Below are 16763 nucleotides of genomic sequence, written 5' to 3' on the forward strand. Positions count from 1 at the left end.
GCACAGGGCCCATTCATCTGGGATTAACCTCTGCCACGTAAGCTGGCGGCGCCACAGTGGTGGCGTCAACAGCATGAGGATTTCAGGAATGGTTGCCGCGCAACTCAACGACCCACAGAACAAGCTTTCCGACACCCTGCGGGCCACCGCTCATGCCATCGAGGAGAGCCACATCAGCCTGCGGGACATGCTGGCACTCGTGGGCGAACAGGGCATGCTGCTGTTTTGCGTGCTGCTCACCGTCCCCTTTCTGCTGCCGGTCTCCATCCCCGGCGTCAGCACCCCGTTCGGCCTGCTGATCCTGTTTATCGGCGTCGGCATCACCCTCAACCGGGTGCCCTGGTTGCCCAGCGTGCTGATGGAACGCCGCTTCGCCGCCGAGCAGCTCAAGCCGACCCTGCACAAGGGCGCCGATCTGCTGGCCCGCATCGACCGCTTCATCCGGCCGCGCCTGCTGCTGCTGACCGGCAGCTCCCTCATCAATCGCTGCAACGGCCTGCTGATCATGCTGGCGGCCCTGTTGCTGATGCTGCCGCTCGGCGCCATTCCGTTCACCAATGCCATGCCCGCCTGGGCCATACTGCTGCTGGCCATCGGCATGCTGCAGCGGGACGGCCTCTTCATCGCCGGCGGCTACGCCCTGGTCAGTGCCACTGTCGTCTGGTTCAGCGTGCTGGCCATCGGCCTGCTGATGGCGGGTCAGAACGTCTCGACCCTGTTTGGCTAGGTCGAGGGTAGGCCAACGAAAACAACGAGGGCGACCCTGGGTCGCCCTCGTGCATTGTTATGTTTGGCCATTCAGGGATTGGAGTCGTGGGCCACCCGGTTGCGCCCGCCCCGCTTGGCCCGGTAGAGCCAGTCGTCCGCCCGGGCCAGCACGGCGCTGACCGCCTCCCCTGGCCTCACCAGGGTGGTCCCGAGGCTCACCGTGATGGGCGCGGGATCCGGCGCCATGGCTGCCACCGCGGCGCGAATGCGCTCCGCCACCTTCAGCAATATCCCCTCGTCGATCTGCGGCAGCAAGATCAGAAACTCCTCGCCGCCGCTGCGCACAAACATGTCCTCGGCCCGCAGCTGGGCGGCCACGCACTCGCTGAAACTGCACAGCACCCTGTCCCCGGCCTGATGACCGAAGCGATCGTTGATCTGCTTGAAGTGGTCTATGTCCAGCATGATGAGGCCGGTGCGTCCCTCCCCCTGCAGCTTGTGGTGATATTGCTCGAAGAAGAAGTGACGGTTGTAGAGGCCGGTGAGCTGATCCGTCTCGCCGAGTCGCTTGAGCCGCTGCTGCAGATCGTGCTGGCGGGTGATGTTGCGGGTCATCCAGGCCACCGCCCGTTTGCCCTCATAGAGGGACGGCAGCGGCGCTATCTTGCCCTCGAAGCGTTGCATCCCCTGGGGGCCCGCCTCGGCATTGATGCCCTCCACCTCGGCCGGGGAGAGATCATACTCCACCACCTGCACCTGACCGGTGGCAAAGGCCCGCGCCACCTGCTCCAGCACCCACTGTGCCTTGTCGACAGGCAAAATATCCAGCAATCGCTTGCCGCTCAGCGGGTTGCCATCCTGATAGGACTGCTGCTCCACCCCGCCGATGTACTCCACGTAGTAGCCATCCTCACTCAGGATGAAGACCGGATCGGGCAGTTGGGTCATCACTTCATAGAGTTGTGCCACTGAAAGCGCCATCTGTGTTCCTTTCATGGGAAGGGCCAGGGCCTGTGTTGTTTGTTATACACGACCCGTTAAGTATCGCACACGGTCCTGCCGCCCGTATGACGGGATCCCATGCTCTCATCCGCCGCAGAGATGCCACGGGCAAACCGGAACCGGGGCCTGCCATCGGCATAGGGTCGGCCCCCTCCCTGTACCAGCGGCGAGGCCGGCCCAGAGAGCCAAGCCCGACAGCGAGGCATCGCAAGACGGCTTCGTTCAGCGTCGATACTATGTCGGCCAGGCCTCCTTGAGTAGTGATTAATATCAACAAAATCCTATTTCATGGATTTTTAAACTTAAAAATCAGAATAAAATACGATTCAGGCGATAAAGGCGAGATCTCGTGCTGAAAAAGCGTTCAAAGTCCGCTTGTCTAGTCCGCGATCAAGCCTTGTCCGGCTGCCGGAAACCGAGAAACATGGGGCATGGGGCATGGGGCATGGGGCAGAAAACAATAAAGCCATCGGGCAGGGCGCGATGGCTTTATGAGAAGCAAGGGAGGGGATGTCAGCGGCTGGCGGAGCGGCTCCCGTTCCACAACAGCTCCCCGCTTTTCAGGTCCATCAGGCTCATGGCGAGCCGGTAGCGACTCCCCTCGGAGACCAGATCCCCGTAGAGCATGTAACCGGCCCCGGTCTGACGGCCGAGGCGCACCAGGGAGGCTGGATTCATGCCCCCCTGCTGATATTCGAGCTGGCTGGTGATGGCCGAGACCTGACCGGGATCGGCGAAGCTGAAGCCGCCGTGCTGCTGGATCCGCTGGCTCATGGCCACCGCCATGGGCTGGGTATTGAACGGCTCGCCCGTGCCGTTCTGGGGCGGCATCAGCAGCAGCACAGGGTTGCCGCCCGCCAGCGCCTTCACTTCCGGGGCTTTGAGGAAGGCATCCGCCATGGCGAGCGCCAGCCCGGTCGGGGCCACCGGTTTGGGGGCGGGCTTGACCACCTCGGGCTCGGTCACCGGTTTCTCCGGCTGGCTCACCGGCTGCTTAGGCTCGGACACCGGCGCCTGAGTGCCGCCATAGGGATTGACCGCACAACCGCCCAGCACCAGGGCACTCAACACCAACAAGGAACGCATCTTCATCTCTTCTCTCCGCCCAAAGTCCGTTAAACGGACGCCGCCAAAAGTCGTGTGACGGAGCCGCGCCCCGCATCTGCCCATGCTAGAGAAAAAACCGCCCAAGATCGATGCGCCAACACACAGGGGGCGACAAGGAGTGGCCAACGGGCACCTCGCCAGTGATAAACAACCGAAAAAGGGTGGCAAAGGGCCATCAGATTCCCTTAGGGTAAGGTGCCGACAGATTCGAAAGGAGAGCACCTTGCACGGACCCGACCCCGCCAATCCCCATCCCATGAACGGCTTCCCCCAGGTGTGCTTTATCAAGAACACCATCAAGGGGCCCAATATCGAGGTGGGCGACTACAGCTACTACGATGACCCGGAAGATTCCGCCGGCTTTGAGCGCAACGTCCTCTACCACTTCCCCTTCATCGGCGACAAACTCATCATCGGCAAGTTCTGCGCCATCGCCCGCGGGGTCAAGTTCATCATGAACGGCGCCAACCACCAGACCTCCGGCCTCTCCACCTACCCCTTCTTCATCTTCGGCAACGGCTGGGAGAGTGCAGCCCCCGCACCGGGCACCCTTCCTTACAAGGGGGATACCGTCATCGGCAACGATGTCTGGATAGGCTATGACGCGCTGATCATGCCCGGCGTCAAGGTCGGCAACGGCGCCATTATCGCCGCCCGCTCCGTGGTCAACACAGATGTGCCCGCCTACGCCATCGTCGGCGGCAACCCAGCCAGGGTGATCCGCTACCGCTTTGACGACGACACCATAGCCCGCCTCAACACCCTCGCCTGGTGGAACTGGCCGGTAGAGCGGATCAGCCAGAATTTGCAGTTGATTGGCGGCGGGGAGATTACGGAATTGGAGAGGGTGGGTTTATAGCAGTCCATCTGGAAGCGTCGAGGAGAACCTACCCATCAGATCGCAGCACAGCGGCCAGACCCTTGGAGAGAACACATCAATCCCCCAGTCCATTGTGATATATGCGAATTTAATTCAATCAGGCCCTACATGGAGTTACCCGAATGACCGCACCAACACCCGTTTTCACTGTCGTCCACTCAACGCCGCCCGTCGAAACCTATCGCTATCTTCGAACAGCAGCGGGACTTAGCTCGAAGACTATTGAGGCCGCAGAACGTGGCCTGCCCAATACGCTGTTTGCCGTCCAGATATTTTGCGGTCAGACCGCAATCGGCATGGGCCGCGTTATCGGAGATGGCGGGACATTTTATCAAGTCGTTGATATTGCAGTCCTGCCTGAATATCAGGGTCAAGGTGTAGGCAAAAAGATCATGGCGGAGATCGCGGACTATATCGCCCGCGAGGTGCCGGAGTCAGGCTATGTCAGCTTGCTTGCAGATGGGCAGGCTCAGCGACTCTATCAGCAATTCGGTTTCTCGCTCACGGCTCCTGCCAGTGTTGGCATGGGGCTTAAGCGGATTGCCGTCGAAAAAGCCTAACCATTCATCCAAATGAAACGGCAGGACAGCCCATGACATTCCAGCCACTTGCCAATACCAATCTCGTTATTCGCCCCTTCGAACCGGGTGATGCCGATGAGTTTGTCCGCGCGGCGCACGAATCCATCGAGACGGTCGGAACATGGATGAGCTGGTGCACCCCCTCCTTCAATCGGGACAAGGCGCTGGGGTGGTTTGCCACCTGCGATCAGGATCGTGAGGCGGGACGCGCCTATGATATGGGGCTCTTCTGCGCCGCCACCGGCCAGCTATTGGGTGGCGCCGGTATCAATCAACTGGCTTCGCACCATCGCTACGGCAACATCGCTACGGCAACATCGGCTATTGGGTGCGCCAATCCAGACAAGGCCAAGGCATAGCCCGGCAGGCCGTCGCCCTGCTGCGTGACTTTGGTTTTCAACAGTTAGGTCTATTTCGGCTGGAGATCGTGATGGGGGTTGGCAACACCGCCAGCGAAGCCATCGCCATTGCAGCTGGCGCCACCTTTGAATGTCGGGCCAGAAATCGCATCTTCCTTCATGACCAGCCCCTTGATGCGCATATTTACTCCCTTGTTCCAGCAGAATGACTCCGTTCGCAATATGGCTTTCAGCTAGCGTAACAGAAAGCCTTGTCACCCTACTTCCCCTTCTGCCAATCATCAATTCACAACATCTCTGTGAGAACAGTTGATGTCCCAAAATACGAATACACAGGCACAATTAATTGTCTTCACTAAGAAATCAAAGGTGACCTAGGCTCACATTTGCAACATACAAATCACGTCAGACTAGACCGCCACAAACAACTAGAGATATGATGTCATCACAAGCTATTCATATTTATGGACAAGACAATGAAATCAATATCATTTTTCAACAATAAAGGTGGTGTTGGAAAAACAACCTTAAGTTGTAATATTTCATATTCATTAGCAAGTGATCACAATAAAAAAGTTCTAGTAATTGACTGTGACCCTCAATGTAACACAACTATTCTAGTGTTAGGAGAAGATAGAGCTGTTGACATTTATGATAAGAACCCTAATAAAATAGATACTATTTTAACGGTCCTAGAACCTATTGAATTTGGTGATTCAAGTCTTAATCTAAATGTTACACCTATAAGAAAAAACGAAAACAGATTTATGTTTGACCTTATTCCTGGACACCCAAGAATCTCCATTATAGAAGAGAGGCTAAGCCAAGCATGGAGAGACTCTGCTGCAGGCGAGATAGAAGGTCTAAGAAGAACTACTTGGGCTAATACCTTATGTGATCACTTTAAAGATAATTATGATTTTATCATATTTGATCTAGGTCCAAGCTTAGGCTCTTTAAATAGGACGTGCCTTGTAGCATCAAACCATTTCGTTGCACCTATGGGAGCAGACATATTTAGTATTATCGGTCTAAAGAACATTGGCGATTGGTTTGACACATGGATTTTGGATTATGGCAACGCCATTTCTAATTGTGAGAAAAAATATAAGGGCGCAATAAATAAATATGGTATACCGAAGAAACTAAGCATTGAGTCAGGTTTCTTAGGCTACACAATTCAAGCATATATAGCAAAATATACTGGCGGCGAGCGGCGACCAACCAAGGCCTTTGAAAATATAACAAAAGACTTCCCAGTAAAAGTAAAAGAGAGCTTGGGTAGGTATACCAAAAAAGGTACAAAAATGAGCCTTGGAGAAATACCAAACATGTTCAGTCTTATTCCTTTAGCACAAGCAGTAAACGCGCCAATTGGCGCGCTTGTTAGTGCGGATGGATTAGTGGGAAGTCATTACTCTCAATCTAAAAAATATCACACTATTCTAAAGCAAATAACAGCAAGAATCCTGAGTAATATAGGTGAATGATATGAGATGGAGCCCATCTTTAGTTAGAGAGATTGCCGACAGACGCTGTATCATTTTTTTAGGTGCTGGGGCATCATCTACAAGCAAAGGTGATGGAGGGAAAAAACCACCGTCATGGAAAGATTTTTTAGAAGATGCAGTGAGAGAGTTAAATCTAACTGACGATATAAAGCGACTATCTCAAGAAAAAATCGACTCAATGGATTACTTGAATGCGGCAGAACTAATATTCTCTGACATCAATATCCCTGATTCTAAGGACTTCTTTAGACAGCATTTTTTGACCCCGAGATATACACCATCAGAACTTCATAAGATCGTTCACGAACTTGATGCAAAAATAGTAATACAAACCAACTATGATGTTATATATGAAAAAGAGTGTGGGCCTATCGATGGTGAAAATGGCTATGTTGTAAAAAGATATTATGACGAAAACACCTTAGATGATATTCGCTCTCCCAATAGAGTAATTATAAAGGCACATGGTTGTGTAAAAGAGCCTGAAAGATTAGTTTTAACTCGATCTCAATATTTCAATACTAAGAGTCAGCATCAAAACTTCTATCATTTACTCGATGGATTGTTTCTTACTCACACAATCTTATTTATAGGGTGTAGTTTAACAGATCCAGATATACAATTAATTTTAGAGAACACTAACATATCAATTAAATGTGCGCATCCACACTATGCGTTGATGCCTAGTGGTGAGCATTCATCAATCGTTAACGCTATCCAAAAAGCGTATAACATCCGATATATAGAGTATGACAATACAAATAATGATTACTCAAAATTCATCCCTGCCTTAGATGTTTTAAGAAATGAAGTTATAGCGCTACGCAGTACAGTTCCATCTTAATGCATCTCATCAGCCAAAAATGGTGCAATGCGCTCCGCTTATTGCACCCTACGTTAACCACGCTAATGCCGATTATTTATCGTCGTGTGGCATTTCATATTCTGGTATGGAGGTCTCTCCCCATGATAATGGATACCTGTCCTGCTGCACCCAACGATGGAAGGTGGAATATGGCCAATCTTTCGGGGCTGTTACCAATCCATGTTTAACTGGATTGATGTGTATGTAATCGAGGTGGCGATTGAAATCTTCTTGATCGCGGATCAAATGTTCCCAATAGCGTCGTTGCCAAATACCCCGCTCACCACGATTCCAACGTGATTCAGAACGCTTCTCTGTGTTGGGGATGGCTCGTGAGAATTTGCTCTTTATTTGTCGCCAGCGCAGGGGAAAATCCGTATCCCCTTGCGGCAATTCCAACAAGGCGTGCAGATGCTCGGGTAAGACCACCCAACCATGGATCAAAAATGGGTGTCGACCTTGAACCTCTCTGACAACCTGCCTCAGCAAATCGATCCGTTCGGTTAACAGATGGTTATGCTGACGCTCGGCCAAAACTACCGTAAAAAACCAGGTTCCCCCTGGTTGCCATGCCCGTCTGTAATCTGCCATTCCCATCGCACCCTCTATCAGCCATGGAGATAAATGTGGCTCAAATGGCGCAAAATGTGGGGGGGCAATGAACAACGTGAATTGCGCCGCTTACCATAACAAACCCATGTGTTGTCGGTGCAATGCGCTTCGCTTATTGCACCCTACGATTGCCCCTGAAGCTCTGGTGGGCACGACCTTGGTTTCCCCCCTCTTATTCGCTGAGGCGAGCCCGCTTGTCCAGGCCGCAAGACAGGATGTCGAGCGAGCGGCGCCGGGCCATGGATGGCCCGTCGGCGCGTGCCGTTGGACAAGCGGGTGAGCCGAAGGGACCCGACACAGTCGGGCGAATAAGCGGGGGTGGCCTTTCTTTTGGTGACTTTTCTTTGGCCACGCAAAGAAAAGTCACTCGCCTCAGCCCGAAGGGCGGGCGAAACCCTTCGAGGCCAGCGGCCTCGCGTCCTGCACGGCGAAGCCGTGCCATCTATCACCCACACAACAAAGCGGACGATTAAGTCTGACGGCTAATCGATCCTACGATTGCACGGCAAAGCCGTGCCCTCTCACAACAGGCACGGAGTTTGACTGAACTCCCCGGATGCCACCGGCAAAGGGGGCGTGGCCGCCCCTATCGGCCCAAAAACGCCTCCCAATCTTTGAAGACAGGCTGCAACCCCGCCTGCCTCACGGCAGCCGCCACCTCTCCCAAGGATCTGTCGTCATGGATGGCGAACTGCTCCAGCTCCTCCTTGCCGCCATCGGCGTAGCCACCGGGCTGGGTGCGCGACTCCGCCGACATCTGGGTGATGCCGAGACGCAGGGCGCCGTTGCGAAACGCTGGTGACTCACGAGTGGACAGCGACAGGTCCAGGGTCGGCGAGAACAGCCGCCAGGCGCAGATCAGCTGCACCAGCTGGCGGTCCGACATCACCACCTCAGGCTCCAGGCCGCCGGTGCAGGGGCGCAGCCGCGGGAAGGACAGCGAATAGCGGCTCTGCCAGTGGTGGCGCTCCAGCCAGCTCAGATGCTCGGCGACGAAGTAACTGTCGGCGCGCCAGTCCGGCGACAGACCGATCAGCGCCCCGAGGCCAATCTTGTCCACCCCGGCGCGGCCGAGCCGGTCCGGGGTGGCGAGGCGCCATTCGATGTCCTGCTTGTTGCCGCGCAGGTGATGGCGGGCGTAACTGGGGGCGTGATAGGTCTCCTGATAGACCATGACAGCATCCAGCCCCAGAGTTTTCAGCTCGGCATACTCGGCTTGGGAGAGCGGCTGCACCTCCATCGCCAGGGTACTGAAGTGGCGGCGGATCTGCGGCAGGTGTTCACGAAAATAGGCCATGCCGACCTTGGTCTCGTGCTCACCGGTCACCAGCAGCACGCTGTCGAAGCCACGCCCCTTGATGGCCAGGCACTCACGCTCTATCTCCTCGCTATTCAGGGTCTTGCGCTTCAAGCGGTTGCTCATGGAGAAGCCGCAATAGGAGCAGTCGTTGGCGCAGAGGTTCGACAGATAGAGCGGCACATAGAAGCCGACCGTGTTGCCGAAACGCTGGCGGGTGAGACCTTCTGCCAGCTGCGCCAGCTGGGGCAGATAAGCCTCTGCCGCCGGGGAGATCAGCGTCATAAAATCCTGCAGATTGCGGCGCGACTTGCCGAGGGCTAGCTCCACATCCCGGGCCGTCTTGGCGCGGATCTGCATGCCGATATCGTCCCAGTCCAGCTCCCGCCAGCGGTCGATAAAGGAAGACTCCCTCCCCCCCCACCCCTCTCCCACAGAGAGAGGGGAAAAAACAGAGGCCCCCTCCGGAGCAGCAGCCGCAATATCTTGCCCTGTTGTCACTCCCTGGCTCATAGGGCCTCCAGAAAATCGGTCAGCGGGCTGGAGGCTTGGGCCTGAATGCCGCGAGCACCGAGGCCGGCCATATAGGCGCTGCGACCGGCCTCGCAGGCCAGCGCGAAGGCGCGGCCCATGGCGACCGGATCCCGGCTCACCGCGATGGCGGTGTTGACCAGCACTGCATCGGCGCCCAGCTCGAAGGCCGCCGCCGCGTGGCTGGGGGCTCCTATTCCCGCATCCACCACCACGGGCACCCGCGCCTGCTCGATGATGATCGACAGGAACTCCCGGGTAACCAGCCCCTGGTTGGAGCCGATAGGCGCACCAAGCGGCATGACGGCGGCGCAACCCGCTTCTTCGAGCCGTTTACACAGCACGGGATCGGCGCCGCAATAGGGCAGCACCACGAAACCCTCCTTCACCAGCTGCTCGGCGGCTTTCAGCGTCTCTATGGGATCGGGCAGCAGGTATTTCGGATCGGGGTGGATCTCGAGTTTCAGCCAGTGGGTGCCGAGCGCCTCGCGGGCGAGTCTGGCGGCAAACACCGCCTCGGCGGCAGTCTTGGCGCCCGAGGTGTTGGGCAGCAGCTTGACCCCGAGTTTCAGCAAGGGGCTCAGGATATCGTCGTGGCGCTTGCCGGGCTCCAGCCGCTTGATGGCCATGGTGACGAGCTGGGAGCCGCTCGCCTCGATGGCGGCGGCCATCAGCTCAGGCCGGGCGAACTTGCCGGTGCCGGTAAAGAGGCGGGATGAGAAATCGTGATCGGCAATGCGTAGCATCTTAGCCTCCGGCAATGGCAGTAAACAGATGGATCTCATCCCCGTCGCAGAGCGGGGTCTCGGGCCAGCGGCTGCGGGGCAAGACGGCGCCGTTGAGGGCCACGGCAACCCCGTGTGGAGCCACCCCTTGCGCCGTCAGCAGCTCGGCCACGCTCTGGCTAGCTGGCTCACCGAGGGCCAGCGCCTTGTCGTTCAGTCGAATATTCATTGGCAATCCTTCTTGGCGCTGCCGTTGCCATTGCTGCAAACAGGGCAGGCGGGATCCGCAGGCAGCTGCAGACACTGCCACTCGTGGCTCAAGGCATCGAAGCGGCGCAAGGTGCCTGCCACCGGGCTGGGGCGCCCGAGCAGCAGCTTGAGTGCTTCGAGCGCCTGCAAGGATCCCATCACGCCGACCAGAGGGCCGCTGACGCCGCTGCTCTGGCAGCTCTCTCTTATCTCGGTATCCGCAGGGTAGAGGCAGGCATAGCAGGCTTGCTGCGGGTCTGTGCGCACCATCAGCTGGCCCTGCCAGCCGACGGCGGCGGCCGAGATCCAGGGCTTGTTTTGGGCCACGCAGGCGGCGTTGATGGCGTGGCGACTGGCGAGGTTGTCGCAGCAGTCGATCACCAGATCCACCTCGGCCACGAACGCCGGCAGGCTCTGCCCATCGAGGCGCTGGTTGATGGCGATCAGCTCGACGTGGGGGTTGTGGGCTGCCAATCGCACCCGGGCCAGCTCGGCCTTGGAGCGGCGCAGATCCTCCCCCGTGTATAGGATCTGGCGTGGCAGATTGCTCGAATCCAGGGTATCGCCATCGGCCAGCCAGAGGGTGCCGACGCCGGCCCCGGCGAGATAGAGCGCGAGCGGCGAGCCGAGACCGCCGAGGCCGACCACCAGCACCGACTTCTCTTTCAGCCGCGCCTGCCCCACCTCGCCGATCTCCGCCAGCATCAGCTGGCGGCCGTATCTCAGATACTCTTCGTCAGAGAGCATGCTCAACCTCCTCTGTCATGGCGGAATGCGGCGCATCGCCGACCCCCACTGCCGCCAGCAGACGCGCCGTGGCCTCCTGCCAATCGGCTGCCGCCGTGATGGCCGACACCAGCGCTATGCTGCCAACTCCGCTCTGGACGACCTGCCCGACCCGCTCCTCGCTGATGCCACCGATGGCGACCGTGGGCCATTCGTTCATCAGGGCGCGATAGTGGTGCAGCCGCAGCAGCCCTTGCGGACGGGATGGCATCTGCTTGGTGTTGGTGGGGAAGATATGACCCAGCGCTATGTAGGAAGGGGCCAGCTCCCGGGCCCGCATCAGCTCGAAGTAACCGTGGGTGGAGATGCCAAGACGCAGGCCGGCGGCCTGGATGGCGGCGAGATCCGCTGATCCCATGTCCTCCTGCCCCAGATGCACGCCGTAGGCACCCGCGGCCATGGCCTGCTGCCAATGGTCGTTGATAAAGAGCCGGGCGCCGTGTTGGCGACCGAGCGCTACCGCCTCGACAATGGCAGGCGCCACCTCTTCGGCTGGCAGATCTTTGATGCGCAGTTGCAGGGTCTTGACCCCTTGAGTGAGCAGCCGCTTGAGCCACTGCACCGAATCCACCACCGGATAGAGGCCGAGGCGATGCTCGGTCTGGGCGAAGGGCCCCTGCGGCAGCCGGGCACCCTGTTCGATACAGAGACCGAAACGGCGATCCAGCGTGGATCCCGGGAGCACGGCGCGGGGGAACTGAGCGAGATCGGCGGGCCAGCCGAGATGGGCGATGGGGCCTGGGCCGGCCCCCACCCCTTGCGCCCCCGTCAGCCCTTGCTGCAGATAAGCGCGCGCCAGGGTGATGGCGTCCTCCACCGGATAATCCTGTGCCACCACGGCCGCGATGGCGCTGGCGTAAGCGCAGCCGGTGCCGTGGCCGTGGCGGGTGGCCAACCGTGGCGCCGCCAGCCAGAACTCGCGGCTCTCGTCCTGGTAGTAGTCGAGGCAGTGATCCCCGCTCCAGTCGAGATGACCGCCCTTGACCAGCACCGCCTTGGCGCCGAGTTCCCGCAGTCGCGTCGCCCCCGCTCGCACCAGCGCCGGGCTGGTCGCCGGAATGCCGGTCAGTGCCTCCAGCTCGGGGCCGTTGGGGGTAATGAGTGACAGCTGCGGCAGCAGCTGCTCACGCACCGCCGCCAGCATGTTCGGCTCCGCCATGGGGGTGCCTGTGCTCGCAATGGCGACCGGATCGTAGACCACGAAGGGGGCGCTGAGGGTCGTCAACCGGCGCGCCAGCACCTCCACGTGCAGCCGGGTCGGCAGCAGGCCTATCTTGATCGCCGCCGGGGGCAAGTCGACGCCGAGGGCGTCGATCTGGGCGCAGAAGCTCTGCATCAGCACCGGATCCACCATCTTCACCGCCACCGAGTTCTGGGCGGTGATGGCGGAGATGACGGTGCAGCCGTGCACCCCGAGGCTGTGCAGGGTATGCAAGTCTGCCTGGATGCCGGCGCCGCCCCCGGAATCCGAACCGGCGATGGTCCAGACGATGGACTTGGCTGCTCGTTGTTGCGCCATTGGGCTCATGCCTCGGCCTTGAGGTTGGCGGCTTGATGGTAGATTTCGCCCCCCTTCTCCTTGAAGGTCTCTGCCATACGAGCCATGCCGGTTTCAACTTCGGCCACGACCCGCTGCTGCTGGCCATCCATGCCTACCAGCTTCACTTCGACAGCTTCGAGTCTGGCGGCGTAATCGCGCACATCCTGAGTGATCTTCATGGAGCAGAACTTGGGGCCGCACATGGAGCAGAAGTGCGCCACCTTGCCGGACTCCTGGGGCAGGGTCTCGTCGTGGTAAGCGCGAGCGGTCTCGGGATCCAGCGCCAGGTTGAACTGATCCTCCCAGCGGAACTCGAAGCGCGCCTTGGACATGGCATTGTCGCGGATCTGGGCGCCGGGATGACCCTTGGCCAAGTCGGCGGCGTGGGCGGCAATCTTGTAGGTGATGAGGCCCTGTTTGACGTCCTCCTTGTTCGGTAACCCCAGATGCTCCTTGGGGGTCACGTAGCAGAGCATGGCGCAACCGTACCAGCCGATCATGGCGGCCCCTATGCCGGAGGTGAAGTGATCGTAACCGGGGGCGATGTCGGTGGTGAGCGGGCCCAGAGTGTAGAACGGCGCCTCGTGGCAGTGCTCCAGCTGCTCGGTCATGTTGCGCTCGATCATGTGCATGGGCACGTGACCCGGCCCCTCGATCATCACCTGCACGTCGTACTCCCAGGCAATCCTGGTCAGCTCCCCCAGGGTGCGCAGCTCGGCGAACTGGGCCTCGTCGTTGGCGTCATAGATGGAGCCCGGACGCAGGCCGTCCCCCAGGGAGAGCGCCACGTCATAGGCGGCGCAGATCTCGCAGATCTCGCGGAAATGCTGGTAGAGGAAGCTCTCCTTGTGGTGGGAGAGGCACCATTTGGCCATGATACTGCCGCCACGGGAGACGATGCCGGTGAGGCGCTTGGCGGTCATGGGCACGTAGCGCAGCAAGACGCCGGCGTGGATGGTGAAGTAGTCCACCCCCTGCTCGGCCTGCTCCAGCAGGGTGTCGCGGAACAGCTCCCAGGTGAGATCCTCGGCGATGCCGTTGGTCTTCTCCAGCGCCTGATAGATGGGCACAGTGCCGATGGGCACCGGGCTGTTGCGCAGGATCCACTCGCGGGTCTCGTGGATATAGCGGCCGGTGGAGAGATCCATCACGGTGTCGGCACCCCAGCGGGTGGACCACACCAGCTTCTCCACCTCTTCCTCGATGCTGGACGTCACCGCCGAGTTGCCTATGTTGGCGTTGATCTTCACCAGGAAGTTGCGGCCGATGATCATGGGCTCGGCTTCCGGGTGGTTGATGTTGCTGGGGATGATGGCGCGACCGGCGGCCACCTCGGCGCGCACGAACTCGGGGGTAATGTTCTCGGGCAACCTGGCGCCGAAGCCCTGACCCGGATGCTGGGTCAGCAGCAGCTCGGAGCGCACCCGCTCACGACCCATGTTCTCGCGAATGGCGATGAACTCCATCTCCGGGGTGATGATGCCCTGGCGGGCATAGTGCAGCTGGCTGACCCACTTGCCGGCCTTGGCGCGACGCGGCTTGGGCAAATTATCAAAACGCAGGTGATCCAGCCCCTCGTCGGCGAGACGCTCCTGGGTGAAATGGGAACTCAGCCCCACCAAGGATTCGGTATCACCCCGCTCCAGGATCCACTGTTCACGCAGGCGCGGCAGGCCGCGGCGCACATCTATCTCGGCGCGCTCGTCGCCATAGGCACCCGAGGTGTCATACACCGGCACGGGTTCGTTCGCTTCGAACTTGGGGTGCTCCTCAGAGCCACCGACGAAGGTGTCGGCCAGGGCGATCTCCCGCAGCCCCACCCGAATGTCCGGACGCGAGCCTTCGATGAAGATGCGGCTGGAGTTGGGATGGGCCATGCCCTTCAAGTTATCGATAAAGCGCTGGGCGCTGGCGCGCTGCTGGCGGCGGCTGACGGGGACTGACTTGGCATTCTCTGAAACAGACTGTGCTTCTGGAGCGGACTGGATTGGGGTAGACATAGCAAAACTCTCATTAACTGATTGAAGTTATGGGTGTTTGCTTGTCTGGAGTTCGAGGAGAAGTGATGAACCAGCGGGCGAGATGTGCTGCAAGAGGGAGCGAGCTCGGGATGTTTTCTTCCCTGCTCTGCTGTCCGACGCCCTTTCGGGCGGGCCGTGCGCCACCCAACTGAGACGGCGCACGGGACAGACTCCCTCTTGTGCGCCCTGGCTTGCCTCGGGATGGCCCCTTTGGCAGCTGGGGAGGCTTGTCTCTCCCCCGGCGCGGCAACCCCCTGGTTACCCTTGTTTCCCTTCGCAGGTTCTAGCCTGATCAGGTTCCACGGATCCCGAATTAACGGTCTCAGCTTCGCGTCGTTCGACGGTCGGCACTCCGACAAGATGGCGCCAGTATATACGGCTCACTTTTTAACTCAACTATGAATTTTTCACTACACTGGAGACACCTCATTAACACAGGGACGACGTTTATGATGACTCGCAATGATGTATATCTACTCAGTTTTTTCTGCTTTGGACTTTATGGATGTAATGGTGACAACGATAGTAAAACTCTGGCAGAGCAATTAGTTTACGATCCGGAAACACAAGTAGTGGAGAATGACACGCACAGCTCAGTATTTATTTCAACCTTGAATCTAGTTGGATTAGATACAACGAAAATAAAAAATATTTCGTATAATATACAAACGAAAGATGGTCATCATGCCAAGCCGGTTTTTGTTAGTTATGATTGGAAATATCTGTCTGACAACGGCCTGTATAACATTTCAAATAACAACATCCAAGTTCCACTCTTCGGCCTTTACAGCGACCATCAAAATAATCTCACGATTACAATCCAGTTTATTGATACCAGTAGCTATACATTCCAGAAAACGGTGAATACTGCAGCCTATATTGATAGCGTGGGTATCTATGACGACGTTGGGGTAAGTATCAAGCCAACATCGACTCCCAGTTACAGCTATTTTTACCTTAAAGGATCGCTAAAATCCCCCATTATCATGGATATAGATGGTGAAATCCGGTGGGATGCTGATATCAAACGACCTTCAAGTTCATCTATATTTTTAAACAATACCTTCTTGACAGGAAGTAGTACTAATAAAACCATAGACACTTTATCTCTCTATGGAAAGACGACCGCAATGACTATTAGTGGCACAACTATGGGTAATGATGCCCGTTTCCACCACAATATTGACTTTGGTAAATATGGTATTTTAGTGGCGTTGGATGGCACTACGGATGGAATATTTAAATTAGAGTCATTCCTGAGTGAAATCGACAGCGATGGCAATGTAATAAAAGAATGGGACCTCGGTAAAATATTTTTTGAATATATGCAACAAGAGGGCGATGACCCCAGCAATTTTGTCAGGGATGGCGTTGACTGGTTCCACATGAATGCAGCCACCTATGACCCTACCGATGATACCCTGGTTGTCTCCAGCCGTGAGAATTTCGTAGTAAAACTGGATTACAACACAGGAAAAATTATCTGGTTATTGGGTGATAATACCAAGCACTGGTATTCCTATCCATCCTTACAGAAGTTGGCTTTATCTCTTTCCTCAGGCCAGGAGCCTATAGGGCAGCACGCAGTATCTATCACCAAAGAAGGGAAATTGATGCTGTTCAACAATGGATTGAGGAGTATGAACAATCCGTCTGGAACCCCCGCCGGTATCGATTTACTTACCAGCCAGACAGCCATCTTCGACATTGATAGTCAAAATAAAACTGGCCATGTTTTATGGAGTTTTGATGATGGTATTTATTCCGATATCTGCTCGAGCATTTATCAGGACAAGATATCCACTCAAGGAGATTTTCTGATCAACTACGCGTCTGTCGACAATAGATCCCGCGTCATCATTCAGGGAGTAAATAAGGATAAACAAAAACTATTCGAATTTACATACCCAAGTCCAAGGCCCTGTGCCACCTCCTGGAATGCTATCCAGATACCTCTAGAGAACATCCACTTCGAATAAGTAAAGAGAT

General features: G+C 57.1%; 15 protein-coding genes, 1 pseudogene and 1 riboswitch. Of the genes and pseudogenes, 7 read left to right on the plus strand and 9 right to left on the minus strand.

Translation table 11 applies throughout. The features are described from left to right. Positions 1 to 88: 88 nt before the first annotated feature. Complete coding sequence (locus ACZ9IL_RS15970; protein WP_476004374.1) at positions 89 to 727, plus strand: exopolysaccharide biosynthesis protein; 639 nt, start codon at positions 89 to 91, stop codon at positions 725 to 727. Positions 728 to 798: 71 nt separating this feature from the next. Here ACZ9IL_RS15970 and ACZ9IL_RS15975 read toward each other — a convergent pair whose 3' ends face one another. Then, a complete protein-coding gene (locus ACZ9IL_RS15975) occupies positions 799 to 1689 on the minus strand; it encodes a sensor domain-containing diguanylate cyclase (protein WP_476004375.1) in 891 nt (296 codons plus the stop codon). Between the two features lie 534 nt (positions 1690 to 2223). Continuing rightward, positions 2224 to 2802 carry a penicillin-binding protein activator LpoB gene (locus tag ACZ9IL_RS15980; protein WP_476004376.1) on the minus strand — a complete coding sequence of 193 codons (579 nt, stop codon included), beginning with the start codon at positions 2800 to 2802 and terminating at the stop codon, positions 2224 to 2226. Between the two features lie 220 nt (positions 2803 to 3022). On the opposite strand from ACZ9IL_RS15980, the gene ACZ9IL_RS15985 reads away from it, so the two are divergent. The 5 genes and pseudogenes from ACZ9IL_RS15985 to ACZ9IL_RS16005 all read left to right on the plus strand — a co-directional run bounded on the left by ACZ9IL_RS15985 (position 3023) and on the right by ACZ9IL_RS16005 (position 6992). Continuing rightward, positions 3023 to 3676: a Vat family streptogramin A O-acetyltransferase gene (locus tag ACZ9IL_RS15985; protein ID WP_476005368.1), complete on the plus strand. Its 654-nt coding sequence runs from the start codon at positions 3023 to 3025 to the stop codon at positions 3674 to 3676. A gap of 143 nt (positions 3677 to 3819) precedes the next feature. Continuing rightward, the gene (locus ACZ9IL_RS15990) at positions 3820 to 4257 is read left to right on the plus strand and encodes a GNAT family N-acetyltransferase (protein ID WP_476004377.1); all 438 of its coding nucleotides are present in this window, start codon (positions 3820 to 3822) and stop codon (positions 4255 to 4257) included. Positions 4258 to 4289: 32 nt separating this feature from the next. Beyond that, positions 4290 to 4846, plus strand: a pseudogene (locus ACZ9IL_RS15995) (GNAT family N-acetyltransferase). 267 nt (positions 4847 to 5113) lie between these two features. Then, positions 5114 to 6127: a ParA family protein gene (locus tag ACZ9IL_RS16000; RefSeq protein WP_476004378.1), complete on the plus strand. Its 1014-nt coding sequence runs from the start codon at positions 5114 to 5116 to the stop codon at positions 6125 to 6127. A gap of 1 nt (position 6128) precedes the next feature. Continuing rightward, on the plus strand, positions 6129 to 6992 hold the full coding sequence (locus tag ACZ9IL_RS16005) for an SIR2 family protein (protein WP_476004379.1): 864 nt from the start codon (positions 6129 to 6131) through the stop codon (positions 6990 to 6992). Positions 6993 to 7064: 72 nt separating this feature from the next. On the opposite strand, the gene ACZ9IL_RS16010 is transcribed toward ACZ9IL_RS16005, so the two are convergent. The 7 genes from ACZ9IL_RS16010 to thiC all read right to left on the minus strand — a co-directional run bounded on the left by ACZ9IL_RS16010 (position 7065) and on the right by thiC (position 14753). Then, positions 7065 to 7604 carry an REP-associated tyrosine transposase gene (locus tag ACZ9IL_RS16010; RefSeq protein WP_476004380.1) on the minus strand — a complete coding sequence of 180 codons (540 nt, stop codon included), beginning with the start codon at positions 7602 to 7604 and terminating at the stop codon, positions 7065 to 7067. A 607-nt stretch (positions 7605 to 8211) separates the two neighbouring features. Then, positions 8212 to 9435: a 2-iminoacetate synthase ThiH gene (thiH, locus tag ACZ9IL_RS16015; protein WP_476004381.1), complete on the minus strand. Its 1224-nt coding sequence runs from the start codon at positions 9433 to 9435 to the stop codon at positions 8212 to 8214. Beyond that, on the minus strand, positions 9432 to 10199 hold the full coding sequence (locus ACZ9IL_RS16020; RefSeq protein ID WP_476004382.1) for a thiazole synthase: 768 nt from the start codon (positions 10197 to 10199) through the stop codon (positions 9432 to 9434). Before ACZ9IL_RS16020 ends, thiH begins: the two co-directional genes overlap by 4 nt. Position 10200: 1 nt before the next feature. Continuing rightward, positions 10201 to 10407 carry a sulfur carrier protein ThiS gene (thiS, locus tag ACZ9IL_RS16025; RefSeq protein WP_476004383.1) on the minus strand — a complete coding sequence of 69 codons (207 nt, stop codon included), beginning with the start codon at positions 10405 to 10407 and terminating at the stop codon, positions 10201 to 10203. Continuing rightward, positions 10404 to 11174 carry a HesA/MoeB/ThiF family protein gene (locus tag ACZ9IL_RS16030; protein ID WP_476004384.1) on the minus strand — a complete coding sequence of 257 codons (771 nt, stop codon included), beginning with the start codon at positions 11172 to 11174 and terminating at the stop codon, positions 10404 to 10406. The genes thiS and ACZ9IL_RS16030 overlap by 4 nt, the downstream gene beginning before the upstream one ends. Then, positions 11164 to 12741 carry a thiamine phosphate synthase gene (gene thiE, locus ACZ9IL_RS16035; RefSeq protein ID WP_476004385.1) on the minus strand — a complete coding sequence of 526 codons (1578 nt, stop codon included), beginning with the start codon at positions 12739 to 12741 and terminating at the stop codon, positions 11164 to 11166. The genes ACZ9IL_RS16030 and thiE overlap by 11 nt, the downstream gene beginning before the upstream one ends. Then, positions 12738 to 14753, minus strand: coding sequence for a phosphomethylpyrimidine synthase ThiC (gene thiC, locus ACZ9IL_RS16040; RefSeq protein ID WP_476004386.1), 2016 nt, complete (start codon positions 14751 to 14753; stop codon positions 12738 to 12740). Before thiC ends, thiE begins: the two co-directional genes overlap by 4 nt. 272 nt (positions 14754 to 15025) lie before the next feature. Further along, a riboswitch (TPP riboswitch) is annotated at positions 15026 to 15139 on the minus strand. A gap of 84 nt (positions 15140 to 15223) precedes the next feature. Here thiC and ACZ9IL_RS16045 point away from each other — a divergent pair. After that, on the plus strand, positions 15224 to 16753 hold the full coding sequence (locus ACZ9IL_RS16045) for an aryl-sulfate sulfotransferase (protein ID WP_476004387.1): 1530 nt from the start codon (positions 15224 to 15226) through the stop codon (positions 16751 to 16753). The last annotated feature ends 10 nt before the right edge of the window (positions 16754 to 16763 follow it).

It is taken from the genome of Aeromonas sp. TECH754 (assembly GCF_056279295.1).